This is a genomic window from Enterobacter dykesii (assembly GCF_008364625.2).
Classification (GTDB): Bacteria; Pseudomonadota; Gammaproteobacteria; order Enterobacterales; family Enterobacteriaceae; genus Enterobacter; species Enterobacter dykesii.
Genome location: NZ_CP126604.1, coordinates 999,018 through 1,014,981, shown reverse-complemented (window position 1 = coordinate 1,014,981; position 15,964 = coordinate 999,018). Strand labels below are relative to the sequence as shown.

General features: G+C 58.4%; 13 protein-coding genes, 1 other RNA gene and 1 pseudogene. 4 read left to right on the top strand and 11 right to left on the bottom strand.

Annotated elements, in window-relative coordinates; all coding sequences use genetic code 11:
* Positions 1–115: 115 nt before the first annotated feature.
* Positions 116–925 carry a nickel/cobalt efflux protein RcnA gene (locus tag F0320_RS04720; protein WP_126329092.1) on the top strand — a complete coding sequence of 270 codons (810 nt, stop codon included), beginning with the start codon at positions 116–118 and terminating at the stop codon, positions 923–925.
* Between the two features lie 39 nt (positions 926–964).
* Here the strand turns inward: F0320_RS04720 and F0320_RS04715 are convergent, their stop codons facing one another.
* From F0320_RS04715 to F0320_RS04705, 3 genes are all read right to left on the bottom strand, one after another.
* Entirely contained in the window at positions 965–4,054 is a 3,090-nt protein-coding gene (locus tag F0320_RS04715) for a beta-galactosidase (RefSeq protein ID WP_149323814.1), read from the bottom strand.
* 102 nt (positions 4,055–4,156) lie between these two features.
* A complete protein-coding gene (locus tag F0320_RS04710; RefSeq protein WP_126329094.1) occupies positions 4,157–5,227 on the bottom strand; it encodes a LacI family DNA-binding transcriptional regulator in 1,071 nt (356 codons plus the stop codon).
* 77 nt (positions 5,228–5,304) lie between these two features.
* Positions 5,305–5,916: a YczE/YyaS/YitT family protein gene (locus F0320_RS04705; RefSeq protein WP_023310590.1), complete on the bottom strand. Its 612-nt coding sequence runs from the start codon at positions 5,914–5,916 to the stop codon at positions 5,305–5,307.
* An 86-nt stretch (positions 5,917–6,002) separates the two neighbouring features.
* Here F0320_RS04705 and F0320_RS04700 point away from each other — a divergent pair, with 86 nt between their 5' ends.
* Entirely contained in the window at positions 6,003–7,424 is a 1,422-nt protein-coding gene (locus F0320_RS04700) for a PLP-dependent aminotransferase family protein (protein WP_126329095.1), read from the top strand.
* 81 nt (positions 7,425–7,505) lie between these two features.
* On the opposite strand, the gene F0320_RS04695 is transcribed toward F0320_RS04700, so the two are convergent.
* The 3 genes from F0320_RS04695 to ffs form a co-directional block, all read right to left on the bottom strand.
* On the bottom strand, positions 7,506–7,721 hold the full coding sequence (locus tag F0320_RS04695) for a hypothetical protein (protein WP_023310588.1): 216 nt from the start codon (positions 7,719–7,721) through the stop codon (positions 7,506–7,508).
* Positions 7,718–7,969, bottom strand: a complete 252-nt coding sequence (locus tag F0320_RS04690; protein ID WP_126329096.1) for a hypothetical protein — start codon at positions 7,967–7,969, stop codon at positions 7,718–7,720. The genes F0320_RS04695 and F0320_RS04690 overlap by 4 nt, the downstream gene beginning before the upstream one ends.
* A 260-nt stretch (positions 7,970–8,229) precedes the next feature.
* Positions 8,230–8,326, bottom strand: an RNA gene (gene ffs / locus F0320_RS04685) — signal recognition particle sRNA small type.
* 84 nt (positions 8,327–8,410) lie between these two features.
* Here ffs and F0320_RS04680 point away from each other — a divergent pair.
* A pseudogene (locus F0320_RS04680) lies at positions 8,411–8,808 on the top strand (MGMT family protein).
* Positions 8,809–8,841: 33 nt separating this feature from the next.
* On the opposite strand, the gene F0320_RS04675 reads toward F0320_RS04680, so the two are convergent.
* Positions 8,842–9,369, bottom strand: coding sequence for a YbaY family lipoprotein (locus F0320_RS04675; protein WP_149323815.1), 528 nt, complete (start codon positions 9,367–9,369; stop codon positions 8,842–8,844).
* A gap of 200 nt (positions 9,370–9,569) precedes the next feature.
* On the opposite strand from F0320_RS04675, the gene tesB reads away from it, so the two are divergent.
* A complete protein-coding gene (gene tesB / locus F0320_RS04670; protein WP_023310585.1) occupies positions 9,570–10,430 on the top strand; it encodes an acyl-CoA thioesterase II in 861 nt (286 codons plus the stop codon).
* A gap of 95 nt (positions 10,431–10,525) precedes the next feature.
* Here tesB and amtB read toward each other — a convergent pair whose 3' ends face one another.
* The 4 genes from amtB to F0320_RS04650 all read right to left on the bottom strand — a co-directional run bounded on the left by amtB (position 10,526) and on the right by F0320_RS04650 (position 15,956).
* Positions 10,526–11,815 (bottom strand): ammonium transporter AmtB, encoded by a 1,290-nt coding sequence (amtB, locus tag F0320_RS04665; RefSeq protein WP_023310584.1) that lies wholly within the window; start codon positions 11,813–11,815, stop codon positions 10,526–10,528.
* 35 nt (positions 11,816–11,850) lie between these two features.
* Positions 11,851–12,189: a P-II family nitrogen regulator gene (gene glnK, locus F0320_RS04660; RefSeq protein WP_008503304.1), complete on the bottom strand. Its 339-nt coding sequence runs from the start codon at positions 12,187–12,189 to the stop codon at positions 11,851–11,853.
* Between the two features lie 220 nt (positions 12,190–12,409).
* A complete protein-coding gene (locus F0320_RS04655; RefSeq protein ID WP_126329164.1) occupies positions 12,410–14,173 on the bottom strand; it encodes a SmdB family multidrug efflux ABC transporter permease/ATP-binding protein in 1,764 nt (587 codons plus the stop codon).
* 10 nt (positions 14,174–14,183) lie between these two features.
* Entirely contained in the window at positions 14,184–15,956 is a 1,773-nt protein-coding gene (locus F0320_RS04650; RefSeq protein ID WP_149323816.1) for a SmdA family multidrug ABC transporter permease/ATP-binding protein, read from the bottom strand.
* Between the last annotated feature and the right edge of the window lie 8 nt (positions 15,957–15,964).

Here is a 15,964-nt window from a genome sequence, read left to right as displayed (position 1 = left end):
TAGGCTTTTAAAGCATATCACGCTCTACTCCCCCTGAGTATTTTTCTACTGGGGGTAGTATTAAACTACTGGGGGGGAGTAGTATCTCCGCACGCTTTCCACTCCGGAATTTCCCATGACCGATTTTGCTTCACTCCTTCAGCATGGCAACGCCTGGCTGTTTGTTCCCAGCGCTATCCTGCTCGGTGCACTGCATGGCCTGGAACCGGGCCATTCAAAAACAATGATGGCCGCCTTTATTGTGGCCATCCGCGGCACGCTGAAACAGGCGGTACTGCTCGGCCTGGCGGCCACGCTCTCCCATACGGCGGTGGTCTGGCTCGTTGCGATGGCGGGACTATGGTTTGGTCGGGGCTGGGATGCGCACACGTCCGAACCCTGGTTCCAGCTGTTCTCCGGGGTGCTGATCGTTGCGATCGCCCTGTGGATGGCGTGGCGAACCTGGAAAGAGAGTCAGCCACACGATCGTCATCACCACCATGACCATGACCATGACCACCATCATGATCATCACCACCACGAACACCCGCTGGTTGAAGAAGAGTGGCAGGACGCTCACCAGCGCGCTCACGCGCAGGATATTAACCGCCGCTTCAGCGGTCAAAACGTCACCACCGGACAGATCGTGATGTTTGGCCTCACCGGCGGGCTTATCCCCTGCCCGGCGTCAATCACCGTGCTGCTGATCTGCCTGCAGCTGAAGCATTTTGCCCTCGGCGCAACGCTGGTGTTCAGCTTCAGTATTGGTCTGGCGTTAACGCTGGTCGCTTCCGGCGCGATTGCCGCCTTAAGCCTCAAACATGCGACAAAACGCTGGCCCGGGTTTAGCGAATTCTCCCGTAAAGCGCCGTGGATCTCCGCTGCTCTGATTACCGTAGTCGGAATTTACATGAGCCTGCATGGCCTGAACGGCATTCTGGAGTAAGCGTGCGGCCACGCTCTGTGGCCGCAACTTCATGATTAGTTAAGGGTTCTGCTGCCAGCTGAAGGTATAGCGAAGCTGACGTGTCTGCAGAATGAATTCCGGTGAAACGCTGGGACTCCAGGAGTCGTCGCCGCCCACGCCCATATGGAACGCATCGAGGTTAAGCCAGCATCCCGGCTCTTCCCGCAGCAGATGATGATGGGTTGTCTCACGCAGCTGCTGCTGACCGTAGCGGCTCACCGAGAAGTGGAACCGGCCGTTCAGCTGATGCGTTCCCACCACAAGTTCCCGCGTATCACAGCGCAACCCATTTTCCGTCGGGAAGATATACGGCGTGTGCATGGCCTCGAGAGGTAATGTCCAGCGCCCCTGCCGTGCAGCCAGCTTTCTGTCCGGATAGTTTTCATGCGGCCCCAGCCCCAGCCAGTGAACGTTTTCCGGCGTTTCGGCAAGATGAACGCTCAGACCAATGCGCGCAGGCTCCGGGATATCAGACGCAACATCAATCTGAATATCGCCATGCAGAACTCCCCGATCGTCCACCCGCCAGACTTTACGGCTCATGAACAGGGCTTTGCCGAGATACTCAAGGACGTGCTGGGTTGTGACCATCACTTCACCCGCATGCTGCTCTGCCTGACAGTGCAGAACGCGCGAGGTGAGATCGTACATGCCCGCCGCTTTCCAGCGTTCAACCCAGGCGTTCGGATCGATCTTCGTCGCTTCACTCACGCCAATGTCGTTGTCCAGCGGCGCGCGGCTGACGTTGTCCGTCAGAGGTGAAAGCAGCGTTTCAACGCCATTTCGCCACCATTGAGTCAGATTTCCGGTTGCGCGATCGAATTGCCAGCGCTGTTGACGATGGGAGATCTCCAGGATGCGATCGTTTTGCGTTAACACCGGAGGCTCGCCCGCCGGGGCTGGGGGAGCAATAAAGAGGGGAGCCGGAAGCGGCCACTGCTCCCACGCGCAGCGATGGTCAGCCGGAGACCACGGCGTTGCCCGCGGCTGGCGTACTTCAAGGTTAAGCCAGACCTCACCCGGCCCGGCTTTCAGCTCCGGCAGGTCAATCTCCAGACGCTGGGTGCCTTCAGGCGCCATCGAGAGCGTCATCTCGCCCGCGGCCAGCACGTCCCCGTCCCGGACAACCGTCCAGTTCAGCACTTCGTTATCGGTATGGCGGAACAGGTAGCCGCTTTGCACCTCAATCACCAGCGGAGAGGTGCTGACTCGCGTAAAGGTAAAGAACTGCTGGGCGCGCTGCGCCTCGTACAGCGCCGGGTGCGGCGAGCGATCGGGGAACACCAGCCCGTTAAGACAGAACTGCCGATCGTTCGGCTTATCGCCGAAGTCTCCGCCGTAGGCCCAGAACGTATTGCCCTTTTCGTCCCGTTTCGTCAGGGCCTGATCGACCCAGTCCCAGACAAACCCGCCCTGCAGGCGAGGATGGCTGCGAAACGCTTCCCAGTATTTCGCAAACCCGCCAAAGCTATTTCCCATCGCGTGGGCATATTCACAGAGGATCAGCGGGCGCGTTTCGTCCGGCATGCCGATCCATTTCTTGATTGACCATTTAGGCACTGCCGGGAAAGGCTGATCCCAATCGACCCGGGCGTACATCGGACAGACAATATCGGTCGCCGCCGTGTTCGCGCCGCCGCCTTCATACTGTACCGGACGCGTCGGATCCGTGGTTTTCAGCCAGCGGTACAGCGCATCGTGATTCGCGCCGTGGCCTGACTCATTGCCCAGAGACCAGATGATAACCGAGGGATGATTACGATCGCGCTGCACCATGCGGGTCACGCGCTCGCTCATGGCGGGCAACCAGCGCGGATCGTCAGCAAGGCGGCTCATCGGCACCATGCCGTGCGTTTCGATATTGGCTTCGTCAACGACGTACAGCCCGTAGCGGTCGCAAAGCCGGTACCACAGGGGATGGTTCGGGTAGTGCGAGCAGCGCACGGCGTTGAAGTTGTGCTGCTTCATGATTTCAATATCGCGGCGCATGGTCGCTTCATCCATCACCTGGCCGTTTTCCGGATGATGCTCGTGCCGGTTAACCCCGCGGACTAGCAGCGGTTTACCGTTAAGCTTCAGCAGGCCATTGCCGATCTCAACGCGGCGGAAGCCCACGTCGCACGCCTCAATCTCCAGCAGCTCACCCTGCGGGTCAAGAAGCGCAATCGTCAGGCGGTACAGTTCTGGCGTTTCAGCGCTCCAGAGCGCGGGCTGGTCAACGGGGATCGACGCCGTTAAGCGCTCTGCCCAGCTGCCGCGCTCGTCGACGATGGCTGACCCCGGACGCCGGGAAACGCTGGCGCATTTTTCACCCCTGCGCCACAGGGTCATGACCACCTCGCAGTCCGCAAAGCCGGCGCCTGCCAGCGCGACATCAACCTTCAGCACCGCGCGGTCCAGCTCCGCATTCAGGTCCGTCACTACGTGATAGTCGGCAATCTGCGTCTCGGGTTTATGCAGCAGCGTCACATCACGGAAGATGCCGCTCATGCGCCACATGTCCTGATCTTCCAGATAGCTGCCGTCGCACCAGCGCAATACCATGACCGCCAGGCGGTTCTGCCCGGGGCGCAAGGCCGCCGAGAGGTCAAATTCGGCGGGCAATCGGCTGTCCTGGGAATAGCCCATCCACTGACCGTTGCACCAGAAATGGAACGCCGAGTTCACGCCGTCGAAGATGATGCGGGTCTGCCCGCTCCGGAGCCAGGCGTCATCCACCTCAAATGTGAGCGAGTAACAACCGGTAGAGTTTTCCTGCGGCACAAAAGGCGGATTAACGGGAATGGGATAGGTGACATTGGTATAAATGGGCGTGTCGAACCCCTGCATCTGCCAGTTAGACGGCACGGGCATCGCAACGGCATCTGCACAATCTTCGGTTACCCATGCCTGAGGAACCTGCTCCGGCGCGGTAAAGTAGCTAAACTGCCATAGCCCGTTGAGAACGTGCCTGCTGGTGGATCCGGCGTCCTCTCTGGCAGAGGGCTCATTGCGCCAGCTGTGTAACGGCGCGTGTGCGGCCAGACGGTTCCACTGGGTGACGCCAGGATTTTCCCAGTCCCGACGGGCCAGAATGGCGCTGAGGGTCAGCGGTGAAGTGGTGGACATAGTAACCTCTTTGCGAAGCGCTCACAATTTTAGTTAACATGCCCTGGCTCCCGGCAACGGTAAAGCGTTCAATCGCGGGGTAGCGAGTCCGATCACAAAGTTTTATTTGCGGGCAATCTGCTCGGCAAGCAGTGCCAGGCTTCTGAGCTGCTGCGCCAGATCCTCGCGCTCGGCCTGCTTCAGGTTGCGGCGCGCGCTGGAATGACGGGTAACCAGCGTCACCGGCAGCTGAACCTGCCGGCACGCTTCGCCCCCGGAAGACGCCAGCAGCCACTCAACGCTGCGTTCGCCCGCCTCGCGAAACGCCTGACGAATGGTCGTCAGCGGCGGGGAAAACCAGGCGCTGTCGGCCGTATCGTCAAACCCCACCACCGAAAGCTGACCAGGGATCGCGATCCCTTTTTCCGCGCAGGCGCGCATCACCCCGAGCGCCATCTGATCGTTCGCCACCAGAATCGCGTCCGGTAATGCCGCACCCGACAGCAGCACGTGTCCCTTCTCGTAACCGCTGGCCGCGCTCCAGTCACCGTAGGCCACAGCCGTCGCGTTAAGACCCGCCTGCGCCAGCGTCGCTTTCCACCCAGCCAGGCGCGCCCGCGCAGAGACCGAGCTTTCCGGCCCGCTCAGCAGGGCAATATTCCGATGCTCCAGCGACAGCAGATGCTCAACGCCCAGACGCGCCCCCTGCTCCGCGTTAAACACGAGGCTGTTTACCCGCGCTGAGGGCGCCACATCGAGGAACAGCACCGGGACGGGCGACGCCAGCGCCCCAAGCTCTTCGGCGTGCGGATCGTCAAGCGGCACGTTCACCAGCAGCGCGTCCACCCGCTGTGCCAGCAGCGCCTGAAGCGCCGTCTGACACTGCAGGGGCTGCTCCACCATGGAAATCAGGACGCTCGCCCCCTGTTCCGCCGCACGCGATTTGACCGCCGATACAATTTGTGAAGGCGCGTGCAGGGCCAGGTCAGTCGTGATGAGGCCCAGCGAACGGGTGCGTTTACCCGCCAGCTGCTGTGCCCGTAGGTTAGGAACGTAGTGCAGCTCCGCCATCGCCTGCTGCACCTTTTCTCGCGTGCGGGCAGACACATGTTCCGCATCGTTAATGACGCGCGAAACGGTCTGGTAAGAAACCCCCGCAAGGAGGGCGACATCATAGAGAGTGATTGCTTTCATGCTTTCTGGCATCGCGATTTTCGAAGCGCCTATTCTGGCACAGCGACGCCGTTAAAACATGTGAGCGCTTCGCAAAATTAAACAACCCGCTCCGGCTGGGGGATTTCCGCAATGCGCGGCTTCTGGCGGAACCAGGGCAGACAGAGCTGGATAAGCGGGCCAATGGTCAGAGCATAGAGTACGGTTCCCACCCCAAACGTGCCGCCAAGCACGCACCCAATCAGCAGGACGGACACCTCAATTGAGGTGCGCACGCTGCGAATGGACCATCCCAGCCGGGCGTGAATCCCGGTCATCAGGCCATCGCGCGGGCCTGGTCCGAAACCGGCCCCGATATACATGCTGGTCGCAATCGCGTTCATCACAATGCCCGATACCAGGAAAGCAATTCGAACGGGTAACGAATCCAGCTCCGGGATAAGCGCCATGCTGGCGTCCGCCGCCAGACCGATACAAATCACGTTGCTGATCGTGCCGAGGCCCGGCATCTGGCGCAGCGGGATCCACAGCAGCAGCACCGCAGCGCCGGTCACAATGATCACTGTCCCGATAGTCATCCCCAGCTGCATCCCCACCCCGAGGTGAAACACATCCCAGGGATCGACACCCAAATCGGAACGAATGAACATCGCGGTGGAAAGGCCATACAGTCCTAAACCGACATAAAGTTGTAGCAGACGACGTACCATTTTTATCTTCTCCAGTGAACCAGGCTTTCATCCTGACCTAAAATGGCACTATGATTAATGTCCAGTTTTCAAATAGTGGACTGCATATGTCATCACGCCGCTTCGGAAGCCAGTCGCTGGTACGCCTTTTAGGCCACTGGCAGCAAGCCTCATCCCGCACCCCGCTCTGGCGGCAGCTGGCCGACGCGCTGCGTCTATTAATCCTTGATGGACGGCTGGCACTGAATACGCGGCTGCCGGGCGAGCGTGAGCTGGCCGCGGCGCTGGAAGTGAGCCGTACCACCGTCAGCAGCGCGCTCGCCCACCTGCGTGAAGAAGGATATCTTGAAAGCCGCCACGGCAGCGGGTCACGGGTCATTCTCCCGGACACGCGCGCCGTTCCTACTCTTTCCGCGGCGAGCGCCGCACTGGATCTCTCCACTGCCGCCCTCAATGCCGGGCCGGAGATCCATCAGGCTTATACCCATGCGCTCACGGCCATTACCCCGCATCTCTCGCTAACGGGCTACGATCAGCTAGGGCTACCGACGCTGCGGGAGGCCATCGCTGCGCGCTATACCGCGCGGGGTCTTCCCACCCGCGCAGACGAAGTGATGGTGGTCAATGGCGCCGTCAGCGGCTTTGCGCTGGTACTGCGAATGATGACCGGACCGGGGGACCGCGTCGTGGTCGATCATCCCACCTATCCGCTGGCGATTGCCGCCATTCAGGGGGCGCAGTGTCGGCCCGTAGGAGTGTCGCTGCCGGAAACCGGCTGGGATACGGATGGCTTTGCCGCAACGCTTGCCCAGACGGCGCCGCGCCTGGCGTACCTGATGCCTGATTTTCATAATCCGACCGGGCGCTGTATGGATATCGCCACCCGTCAGGCCATCACGGATATTGCAGCCCAAACCCGCACGGCGCTGGTGGTGGATGAAACGATGGTGGATCTCTGGTTTGATGCGCCTCCCCCGCCGCCGCTGGCTGCCTTTAACCCGCAGGCCACCGTCATCACCTTAGGCTCTGCCGGTAAAAGCTTCTGGGGCGGGCTGCGTCTCGGCTGGATCCGTGCCTCATCGCGCATCATCGCCACGCTTGCCCAGACGCGGGATACCCTGGATTTAGGCTCGCCGCTGCTCGAACAGCTGGCAATGCAGTGGCTCATTAATAACAGCGAGACGTTTCTGCCCGCACGTCGGAAGATGCTGGCGGAACGGCGCGATCGCTGTGGTGACCTGCTGCGCGAACATTTCCCGGAGTGGAAATTCCACGAGGCGGAAGGCGGGCTCTCTTACTGGATAGAGCTTCCGGGCATGCTGGCGACACAGCTTGCTGCGCGGGCTGAAATTCTGGGGATCAACCTGGGGACCGGCACGCGATTTGGTTTATCGGGGGCGTTTGACCGCTATTTACGTATGCCCTTCTCGCTGGAATCGACAGAGCTTGAGCAGGCATTGCTGAGGATCAAACCGTTATGGCTCGCCCTGAATAAAAACGTGCCATCGTTAAAACGCAGCGTGATCTAATATTAAAATATTTGAAGCAGATCATAAAATAAAAACTGCTGACTGTAACATATGCAGTCAGCAGTTTTCACTGGTTGAGAATTAATGCTGAGGAGGAATAGGAAAGCCTTTTAGTGAAATAACGAAGTTATCACCGTCTTTCTTTATTTTTGCACCGGTATCACACCAGTCAGACGCAATACGAAAGAACTCATCGCTTCCAACATTCCAGCCAAGACGTACATGCTTCACGTAGCCTGAACGCAACAGATCGCAGGCCTCGTTGTAGTCACTGGCGGTTGACAGTTGTTGTTTCATTTTCTCTTCTTCAGAAGTTTACGTAGAGCCTTGATTTCTTTAGGAGTAAAAGGAGAAACACTCTCTTCTTCCGTATGCTGATTATCAATATCCTCTTCCGATACTCCCGCCTCTTCTACTGCTTCGAATGCCAGCAGCAGCAGTTTCTCTGTCGTCACGCTTAAATTCTCGTTATTGCTTTCCGCATAGTGGCGAAGCCTTTCTTTTAGCGCGTCATCAATCTTAACGTTTAATACCGCTGTAGCCATGTTTGTCACTTCCCTTCGGAATAAGTACTTTATTTAATACACGAAGTTAACAATATTATCCAGATATATATTTTTTTGAGTTAAGGAAGAAAATAACCGTCCGATTATAAAATGACAGTCTATTATTACAGGTTTATGACAATAATATTTCAGTCCAATGAAATATATATTACACGATATAGACGTAGTTTTATTGTGGAGTAATGATGCAAGGGAGAGGTGAAGCTGAAGAATCTTATGAGGCCACAAATGGGTGGGGGCCCTGCCAGCTACATCCCGGCACACACGTCGTCTGCCCTGGCTGCTTCCTTCCGGACCTGACCTGGTGAACAGAGTAGCGTTGCGGGAGAACCAACAGAGCCCCCATTGAGAGCGTTGATAACCAACGCGCTGGCGCATTATCCCTGTGCTAAGACCCAATTGCAAGCGACCAGCAACCGGATGCTGGTTTCTTGCGCAAACAGGCGCAGCAATCATGAAGATCTTCGTTTACCATAGCTTTCCATAAACTCCCCACAGGTAAAGGTATGGACGAACACGACTCCTTTCCACAGCGTGTATGGCAAATCGTGGCCTCAATCCCGGAAGGCTATGTCACCACCTATGGTGATGTCGCGCGTCTGGCCGGTTCCCCGCGCGCGGCACGGCAGGTTGGAGGCGTCCTGAAACGACTGCCGGAAGGCAGTACGCTGCCCTGGCATCGGGTGGTGAATCGTCATGGTGCCATTTCGCTCACCGGACCGGATCTCCAGCGTCAGCGTCAGGCGTTACTTGCAGAGGGAGTACAGGTGTCGGGGTCGGGTCAGATCGACTTGCAGAAGTTTCGCTGGGTGTATTGACCCCTCTCCTGGAGGAGAGGGGCAATGCAGACATTACATCTGAGTCGGTGGGGTTGGCAGGGACGGCTGATTGGTCTGCGGTGCGATCGGTACTTCGGTCTGCTGCACCGGCACCAGGTTCAGATCAATTTTGGTACCACCGTTGTTGATCGCTTCCTGGACCGTATCGGTGATAAAGACCAGCTTACCGTTAATCGTTACCGCAGCACTCAGCAGGATGCGGGCGTTAGGCTGCACGTCCGACGGGTTATACGGCAACACGAAGCTAAACGGCGCCTGCTTGCCTTCAGTACGAACGGCACGCTGGGCCACAACTTTCGACGGCGCGTCAGCCAGAGAAGCATCCGACAGTGTTACGGTTAATACCGCATCTGGCGGCAACGCAACTCTCTGTTTAATCCAGATGGTACCGGAAACGTTAGGCTGCTGAATGGATTGCTGCGAAAGGGTATTAATCCCGTTCGGGTCTGCAGCTGGTACCGGCACCTGGGCGCTCTTACCGGCACAGGCGGACAACGCCACCGCAATCGCTACACCACTTAGCATAGGCACGAGTTTCATTGAAGTCTCCTTATCAATGCACCAGCGGGATCGATCCCATCCGATGTCGTTTCAATCACATAACGTATTCAAGTGTGGCACAGATCACCGATTTATGCCTGAAAACGTCACGATATTCAGATTATTCTACCCATCGGACCACTTTCATTTCTGCGTTATACTCTGCCTATCTTTCGCTACGGCGTTTATTGAGGACAACTATGAGTCAGGCACTGAACAATCTGCTGACATTACTGAATCTGGAAAAAATTGAGGAAGGACTCTTTCGCGGACAGAGCGAGGATCTCGGCTTACGTCAGGTTTTCGGGGGGCAAGTCGTCGGACAGGCTCTGTACGCAGCAAAGGAGACTGTCCCGGCAGACCGTCTGGTGCATTCTTTCCACAGCTACTTCTTACGCCCTGGCGATAGCGCAAAACCGATTGTGTATGACGTTGAAGTTCTGCGAGACGGCAACAGCTTTAGCGCACGCCGCGTCGCGGCCATTCAGAGCGGCAAGCCGATCTTTTACATGACCGCCTCTTTCCAGGCGCCGGAACCAGGCTACGAGCATCAAAAAGTGATGCCCCCGGCTCCATCACCCGACTCTTTAAAATCAGAGACGGACATTGCCCGCGCGCTGGCGCATCTGCTTCCGCCACAGGTCAAAGAGAAGTTTCTCTGTGATAAGCCGCTGGAGATCCGCCCGGTTGAATTCCACAATCCGATGAAAGGCCATACCGCCGAGCCGAAACGCCAGGTCTGGATCCGTGCCAACGGGACCGTGCCGGAAGATTTCCGCGTGCATCAGTATCTGCTCGGCTATGCGTCAGATTTCAACTTCCTGCCGGTGGCGCTGCAGCCGCACGGGGTAGGTTTCCTGGAAAAAGGTATGCAGGTCGCGACAATCGATCACTCAATGTGGTTCCACCGTCCGTTCAACATGAATGAGTGGCTGCTTTACAGCGTGGAGAGTACGTCAGCGTCAAGCGCGCGCGGGTTTGTGCGTGGGGAGTTTTATACTCAGGACGGCGTGCTGGTCGCGTCTACGGTGCAGGAAGGGGTGATGCGTAATCGCGGGTGATTGTGTACGGCCTGATGCCCTCACCCTGACTATCTCCCGCGAGGAGAGGGAACAAACATTAAAAACGGCAACCGAAGTTGCCGTTTTGCTGTTTATTATGCGTTATACGCATTCTCGCCGTGGCTGTTGACGTCCAGACCTTCGCGCTCCTGCTCTTCCGGTACGCGCAGACCCACCGTCATATCCGCCAGCTTATAGCCAATGAAAGCGACTACGGCAGACCAGACAACGGTGATAGCGATACTTTCCAGCTGCACCAGCACCTGATGAACCATGGTCACGCCTTCTGCGTAGCCCACGCCACCGAGCGATTTCGCGGCAAAGATACCGGTCATGATACAACCCACGATGCCGCACACGCCGTGCACGCCAAACACATCGCATGGGTCGTCAACGCGCAGCACACGTTTCAATGCGGTCACGCCCCACAGACCCGCCAGACCGGAAACCAGACCGACCAGCAGCGCGCCACCCACGCCGACATAACCACACGCTGGCGTAATGCCAACCAGGCCGGCAATGGCACCCGAACAGGCACCCAGCAGTGACGGTTTACCGCGTACCGCCCACTCGCCAAACACCCAGGAGAGGATTGCACCCGCAGTTGCCACAACGGTGTTCACGAAGGCCAGCGCGGCGATTTCGTTTGCTGCACTTGCCGAGCCGGCGTTGAAGCCAAACCAGCCAAAGTAGAGGATAGCCGTACCGGTAAATACCATCGGCAGGTTGTGCGGTTTGAACGCTTCTTTACCGAAGCCCACGCGTTTGCCAATCAGGTAGGCGCCCACCAGGCCCGCTACCGCGGCGTTGATGTGAACAACGGTACCGCCCGCGAAGTCCAGCGCGCCGTGCGTTGCCAGCAGACCGCCACCCCAGACCATGTGCGCAATCGGCACATAGGAGAGCGTCATCCAGACCACCACGAAGATCAGCACGGCAGAGAAACGGATACGCTCGGCGAGCGCGCCCACAATCAGCCCGACGGTAATACAGGCGAAGGAGCCCTGGAACGCAACGTGGATGTACTGATAGAAACTGCCCATCAGCGCGGTCAGCTCAATATTTTTCAGCATCACCCAGTCGAAGTTACCAAAGAACGCGTTGCCCGTACCGAACGCCAGCGAGTAACCGTAAACCACCCACAGCACGCAGACCAGTGCGAACGTCACGGCAACCTGCGTCAGCATGGAGAGAACGTTTTTGCCACGGATCAGGCCGCCGTAGAACAGCGCAATGCCCGGAATTGACATGAACAGCACCAGCGCGGTGCTGATCATCATAAAGGCGTTATCGGCTTTGTCGACCACCGCTGGGGTAGCAGCCAGCGCCAGGCCCGGCAGCAGCGCCAGCGAACCCAGACCCGTTTTGAGTGTTGCTATCTTCATTTTCTCGATCCCTATCACTGTGTGCCAGGAGTTACTTACAGAGCCGCTTCGTCAGATTCGCCGGTACGGATGCGAATGACGCGCTGCAGTTCGGCAACGAAAATTTTGCCGTCGCCAATTTTGCCGGTATAGGCCGCTTTGCTAATGACATCAATGACTTCATCAAGCTGATCGTCAGCAATCGCGACATCAATTTTTACTTTTGGCAGAAAGTTAACGCTGTATTCCGCCCCGCGATAAAGCTCGGCATGACCCTTCTGACGACCAAAGCCTTTCACTTCGGTGACAGTCAGTCCCTGAATACCCATTGAAGACAACGCTTCACGCACGTCTTCGAGTTTGAATGGTTTGATTACAACCGTAACCAGCTTCATAGATCCCCTCCAGTCAGAATTCGGTAATGGCCGCAGCTTACGCAGAAGGTATTGCAAGGGGTGTGCCAGAAATGAAAACGAGGGGGAACGGCGGCGCACAGAGCATTACGCAGCCGTAATAAACAAACAAGCGAAAAAAAACGCACCATGCCGGTGCAGGGTGCGTTTCAGTTTTGCACCAACAGGAATGACTGTTAGCGCGTCGCCTCATTTTGGTGCATCAGGCGCTAAGCGACTCTTCATCACGCACGCTGGCCGCCAGCTCTTCGCCCGCCAGCTGCAGCTGGTACATCTGCCAGTAGCGACCTTTTGCTTCCAGCAGTTCACGGTGCGTACCGCGTTCAACGGCCTGTCCGCGGTGTAGCACCAGAATGGTATCGGCATCAACGATGGTGGAAAGACGGTGGGCAATCACTACCAGCGTCGTATGGTCGCGTACCGCGGCCAGCGCCTGCTGGATGGCCTGCTCGGTACCGGAGTCAATACTGGCCGTGGCTTCATCCAGAATCAGAATCTGCGGCGTTTCAATCAGCACCCGCGCCAGCGCCAGGAGCTGCTTTTGCCCGACGGAGAGATTGTTCCCCTGCTCGCCCAGTTTGGTATTGATCCCATCGCTAAACCCGCGCGCCAGCTCTGCCAGCTGCACTTTTTCCAGCACGTCCCAGACCTGCTCCTGCGAGTAGTCTCGCCCCAGGGTCACGTTGGCGTAGAAGGTATCGGCAAGCACGACCGGATCCTGCTGCACCATCGCGACGCCTTTACGCAACACGGTGTGGCTGAGAGACGCGAGCGGGCGCCCGTCGAGGCGGATTTCGCCGTGCGTGACCGGGTAATAGCCCATCAACAGGCTGGCAAGCGTGCTCTTACCGCTGCCGGTATGCCCCACCAGGGCCACGAAACCGCGCGACGGAACGTCAAGCGTGATGTCCTGCAGCACAAGCCGGTCTTCGCGATAGGCAAACGAGACGTTATCAAAGGCGATAGTCCCGCTTTGCAGAGGCCGCTCGTCATTGCCGTAGGCCTGGCGCGGCCTGTCCATCAGCTCAAAGACGCGCTCACCGGCGACCACCGCCTGCTGCAGCATCGATTGCTGGGTGGTAAGCTCGATCAACGGCTCGTTAAGACGCCCGAGATAGCTGATAAAGGCGTACAGCACGCCCACTTCAATCGTACCGTTTGAGCTCAGCCCAAAGAGCATCAGCAGCCCGCAAAGCACCAGCGCCGAGAAAAGGCTCAGCAGCGGACGCAGCAGGAAACCATCAAGCCGCAGCGTCTGCATACGCGCCATGTAGTGCGAACGGCTGGCTTCACCCATGCGTTCGCCAAAGCGCGCCTGCTGGCGGAACTGCTGGATGACGCTCATGCCGTTGATCACTTCGTTGAAGCCATCGTTGATGTCGGCCAGATAAGCGCGGACCCGACGCACGATTGGCGTGCTGTAGCGCTGGTAAATGACCATGACAATCAGCACCGCCGGGAAGATGGTGATCGCCACCAGCGCCATGCGCCAGTCGAGGCTGAACATCGCCACCAGCATCGCGCCAATCAGCGCCGCGCTGCGTAACACCGTCGCAACCACGGTAACGTACAGATCGCGGATCACCTCGGTATCGTTGGTCACGCGCGAAATCACCTGCCCGACCGGCTGGATATCAAACTCGCTGAGCGGCTGGCGAAGCGCCGCGTCCATCACATCCGTACGCAGCTGCTGAACGACGCCCACGGCTGCGCGGTTAAACAGCAGAGACTGAGCATAGTGCAGCCCAGCCGCCGCCAGCTGCAGGCCAACGTAGGCCACGCCTAAGCCCGCCACCAGCCCCAGCGGAAGGTAGCTTTTGGCGACCATGTTGTCGATAAAATAGCTGATGAGCAGCGGACCGCTCACTTCAGCAATCGCCGCAATCCAGAGTAAAAGCACGGCCACGGAGAGCGGTTTACGCCACGGCGAGCCGTAGGCCAGCAGACGTTTGAGCGTCGGCCACATCGTTCCAAGCTTACGCACTGGCGGCCTCCTCATCCTGCTCCGGCGCACCGTCCAGCGCCGCCTCAAGCTGTTGATAGCGGTACATATCGCGATACCAGCCCGGCTGCTCGGCAAGCATTTCATGCTGCCCGCGCTGGGCAATGTGCCCGTGCTGTAAGACCACAATTTCGCTGGCTTCAGTGAGCGCCGACAAACGGTGGGCGCTGATAATCACCGTGCGTCCGTCTCCCCACTGGCGCAGGTTATGCAGGATCTGATGCTCGGTACGGCCGTCCACGGCGGAAAGTGCATCATCCAGGATCAGAATTTCAGCATTCAGCAGCAGCGCGCGGGCAATGGAGATGCGCTGTTTTTGTCCCCCGGACAGCATGACGCCACGTTCCCCGACTTCCGTTTCGTACCCCTGCGGCAGACGCAAAATATCATCATGTACGCTGGCCAGACGCGCCACATGTTCAATCTCGTCCTGCGTCGCCCCGGGGCGTCCCAGGGCGATGTTGTTCGCCACGGTGTCCGAAAATAAAAACGGCGTCTGGCTGACGACCGCCAGGCGGCCACGCCACTCGTCCAGCAGCAGCCTGGTGAGCGGAATATCGTGGAAGCGGATATCGCCCTCGGTGACGTCAAAGTGCCGCTGAAGCAAAGAGAGCACGGTACTTTTGCCGGATCCCGTCGGGCCGCAGATGCCCAGCATTTGCCCTGGCTGCAGGGTAAAGCTGACGTTCTCCAGCACCGGATGCTCCGTATGCGGATAGACAAACTTGCGGACGTCGACGGTCATGACGCCGCGTCCTTCCGGTACGGCCTCGCTACCGTCGATGACCACCGGCGCTTCGGCCAGCATGGCGCGAATGCGGCTGTAGGCGGCGCTGCCGCGCTCCACGATATTAAACATCCAGGCCAGCGCCAGCATCGGCCAGATCATCAGCCCCAGATACATCGCAAAGCTGGTCAATTGCCCCAGGGTAAGCGTGCCGTGCACCACCATCCAGCTTCCGCCACCAATGGCCAGCATATTTGCCATGCCGATTGCGATATAAATCGTCGGATCAAATCGCGCATCAATGCGCGCGACGCGCATGTTTTTCGCCCCGGTGTCTGCCGCATCGGCGGCAAACAGCGCAGACTGCCGGTCTTCCAGGCCAAACGCTTTGATCATGCGGATGCTGGTCATGCTCTCCTGGGTGCGATCGTTCAGAGACGAAAACGCCGCCTGCGCCAGCTTGAAGCGCTCGTGCAGCTGTTCCCCATAGCGATTGATCGCCAGCGCCATGATCGGCATCGGCAGCAGGGCGAGCAGGGTCAGCTGCCAGCTGATCTGCGTGGACATCACGATCAGCACCGCACATCCCATCACCAGCGAGTCCACCAGCGTCAGCACCCCTTCCCCGGCGGCAAAGACCACGCGATCGACGTCGTTTGTCGCGCGGGCGATGAGATCCCCGGTGCGATGACGCAGATAAAATTCGGGATGCTGTCGGCTCAGCTGGCGGTAAAAATCTTCACGCAGCTCAACGGCCAGCTGATAGGACGCACCAAACAGCAGCACGCGCCAGACGTAGCGCAGCAGATAAACAATGACGGCCGTCAGCACCAGCGTGCCGACCCACATCAACACCCGTGCGGTGGTGTAATGCTGTTCGGTGACGCCATCCACGACGTACCCCACCACTTTCGGCGGGATCAGCTGCAGGATGGCAATAATAATAAGCAGGGTGACTGCACCGAGGTAGCGTTGCCACTCCCGACGAAAGTACCAGCTTAATTGGGCAAATAATCGCACGCGGTTTG

What these genes read in the sequence shown, in the direction of transcription:
- F0320_RS04700 (WP_126329095.1), top strand. Translation starts at nt 6,003, where the DNA reads ATGTCATCACGCCGCTTCGGAAGCCAGTCGCTGGTACGCCTTTTAGGC.
- tesB (WP_023310585.1), top strand. Translation starts at nt 9,570, where the DNA reads ATGAGTCAGGCACTGAACAATCTGCTGACATTACTGAATCTGGAAAAA.
- amtB (WP_023310584.1), bottom strand. Translation starts at nt 11,815, where the DNA reads ATGAAGATAGCAACACTCAAAACGGGTCTGGGTTCGCTGGCGCTGCTG.
- F0320_RS04710 (WP_126329094.1), bottom strand. Translation starts at nt 5,227, where the DNA reads ATGAAAGCAATCACTCTCTATGATGTCGCCCTCCTTGCGGGGGTTTCT.
- F0320_RS04695 (WP_023310588.1), bottom strand. Translation starts at nt 7,721, where the DNA reads ATGAAACAACAACTGTCAACCGCCAGTGACTACAACGAGGCCTGCGAT.
- glnK (WP_008503304.1), bottom strand. Translation starts at nt 12,189, where the DNA reads ATGAAGCTGGTTACGGTTGTAATCAAACCATTCAAACTCGAAGACGTG.
- F0320_RS04655 (WP_126329164.1), bottom strand. Translation starts at nt 14,173, where the DNA reads ATGTGGCCGACGCTCAAACGTCTGCTGGCCTACGGCTCGCCGTGGCGT.
- F0320_RS04720 (WP_126329092.1), top strand. Translation starts at nt 116, where the DNA reads ATGACCGATTTTGCTTCACTCCTTCAGCATGGCAACGCCTGGCTGTTT.
- F0320_RS04715 (WP_149323814.1), bottom strand. Translation starts at nt 4,054, where the DNA reads ATGTCCACCACTTCACCGCTGACCCTCAGCGCCATTCTGGCCCGTCGG.
- F0320_RS04690 (WP_126329096.1), bottom strand. Translation starts at nt 7,969, where the DNA reads ATGGCTACAGCGGTATTAAACGTTAAGATTGATGACGCGCTAAAAGAA.
- F0320_RS04705 (WP_023310590.1), bottom strand. Translation starts at nt 5,916, where the DNA reads ATGGTACGTCGTCTGCTACAACTTTATGTCGGTTTAGGACTGTATGGC.
- F0320_RS04675 (WP_149323815.1), bottom strand. Translation starts at nt 9,369, where the DNA reads ATGAAACTCGTGCCTATGCTAAGTGGTGTAGCGATTGCGGTGGCGTTG.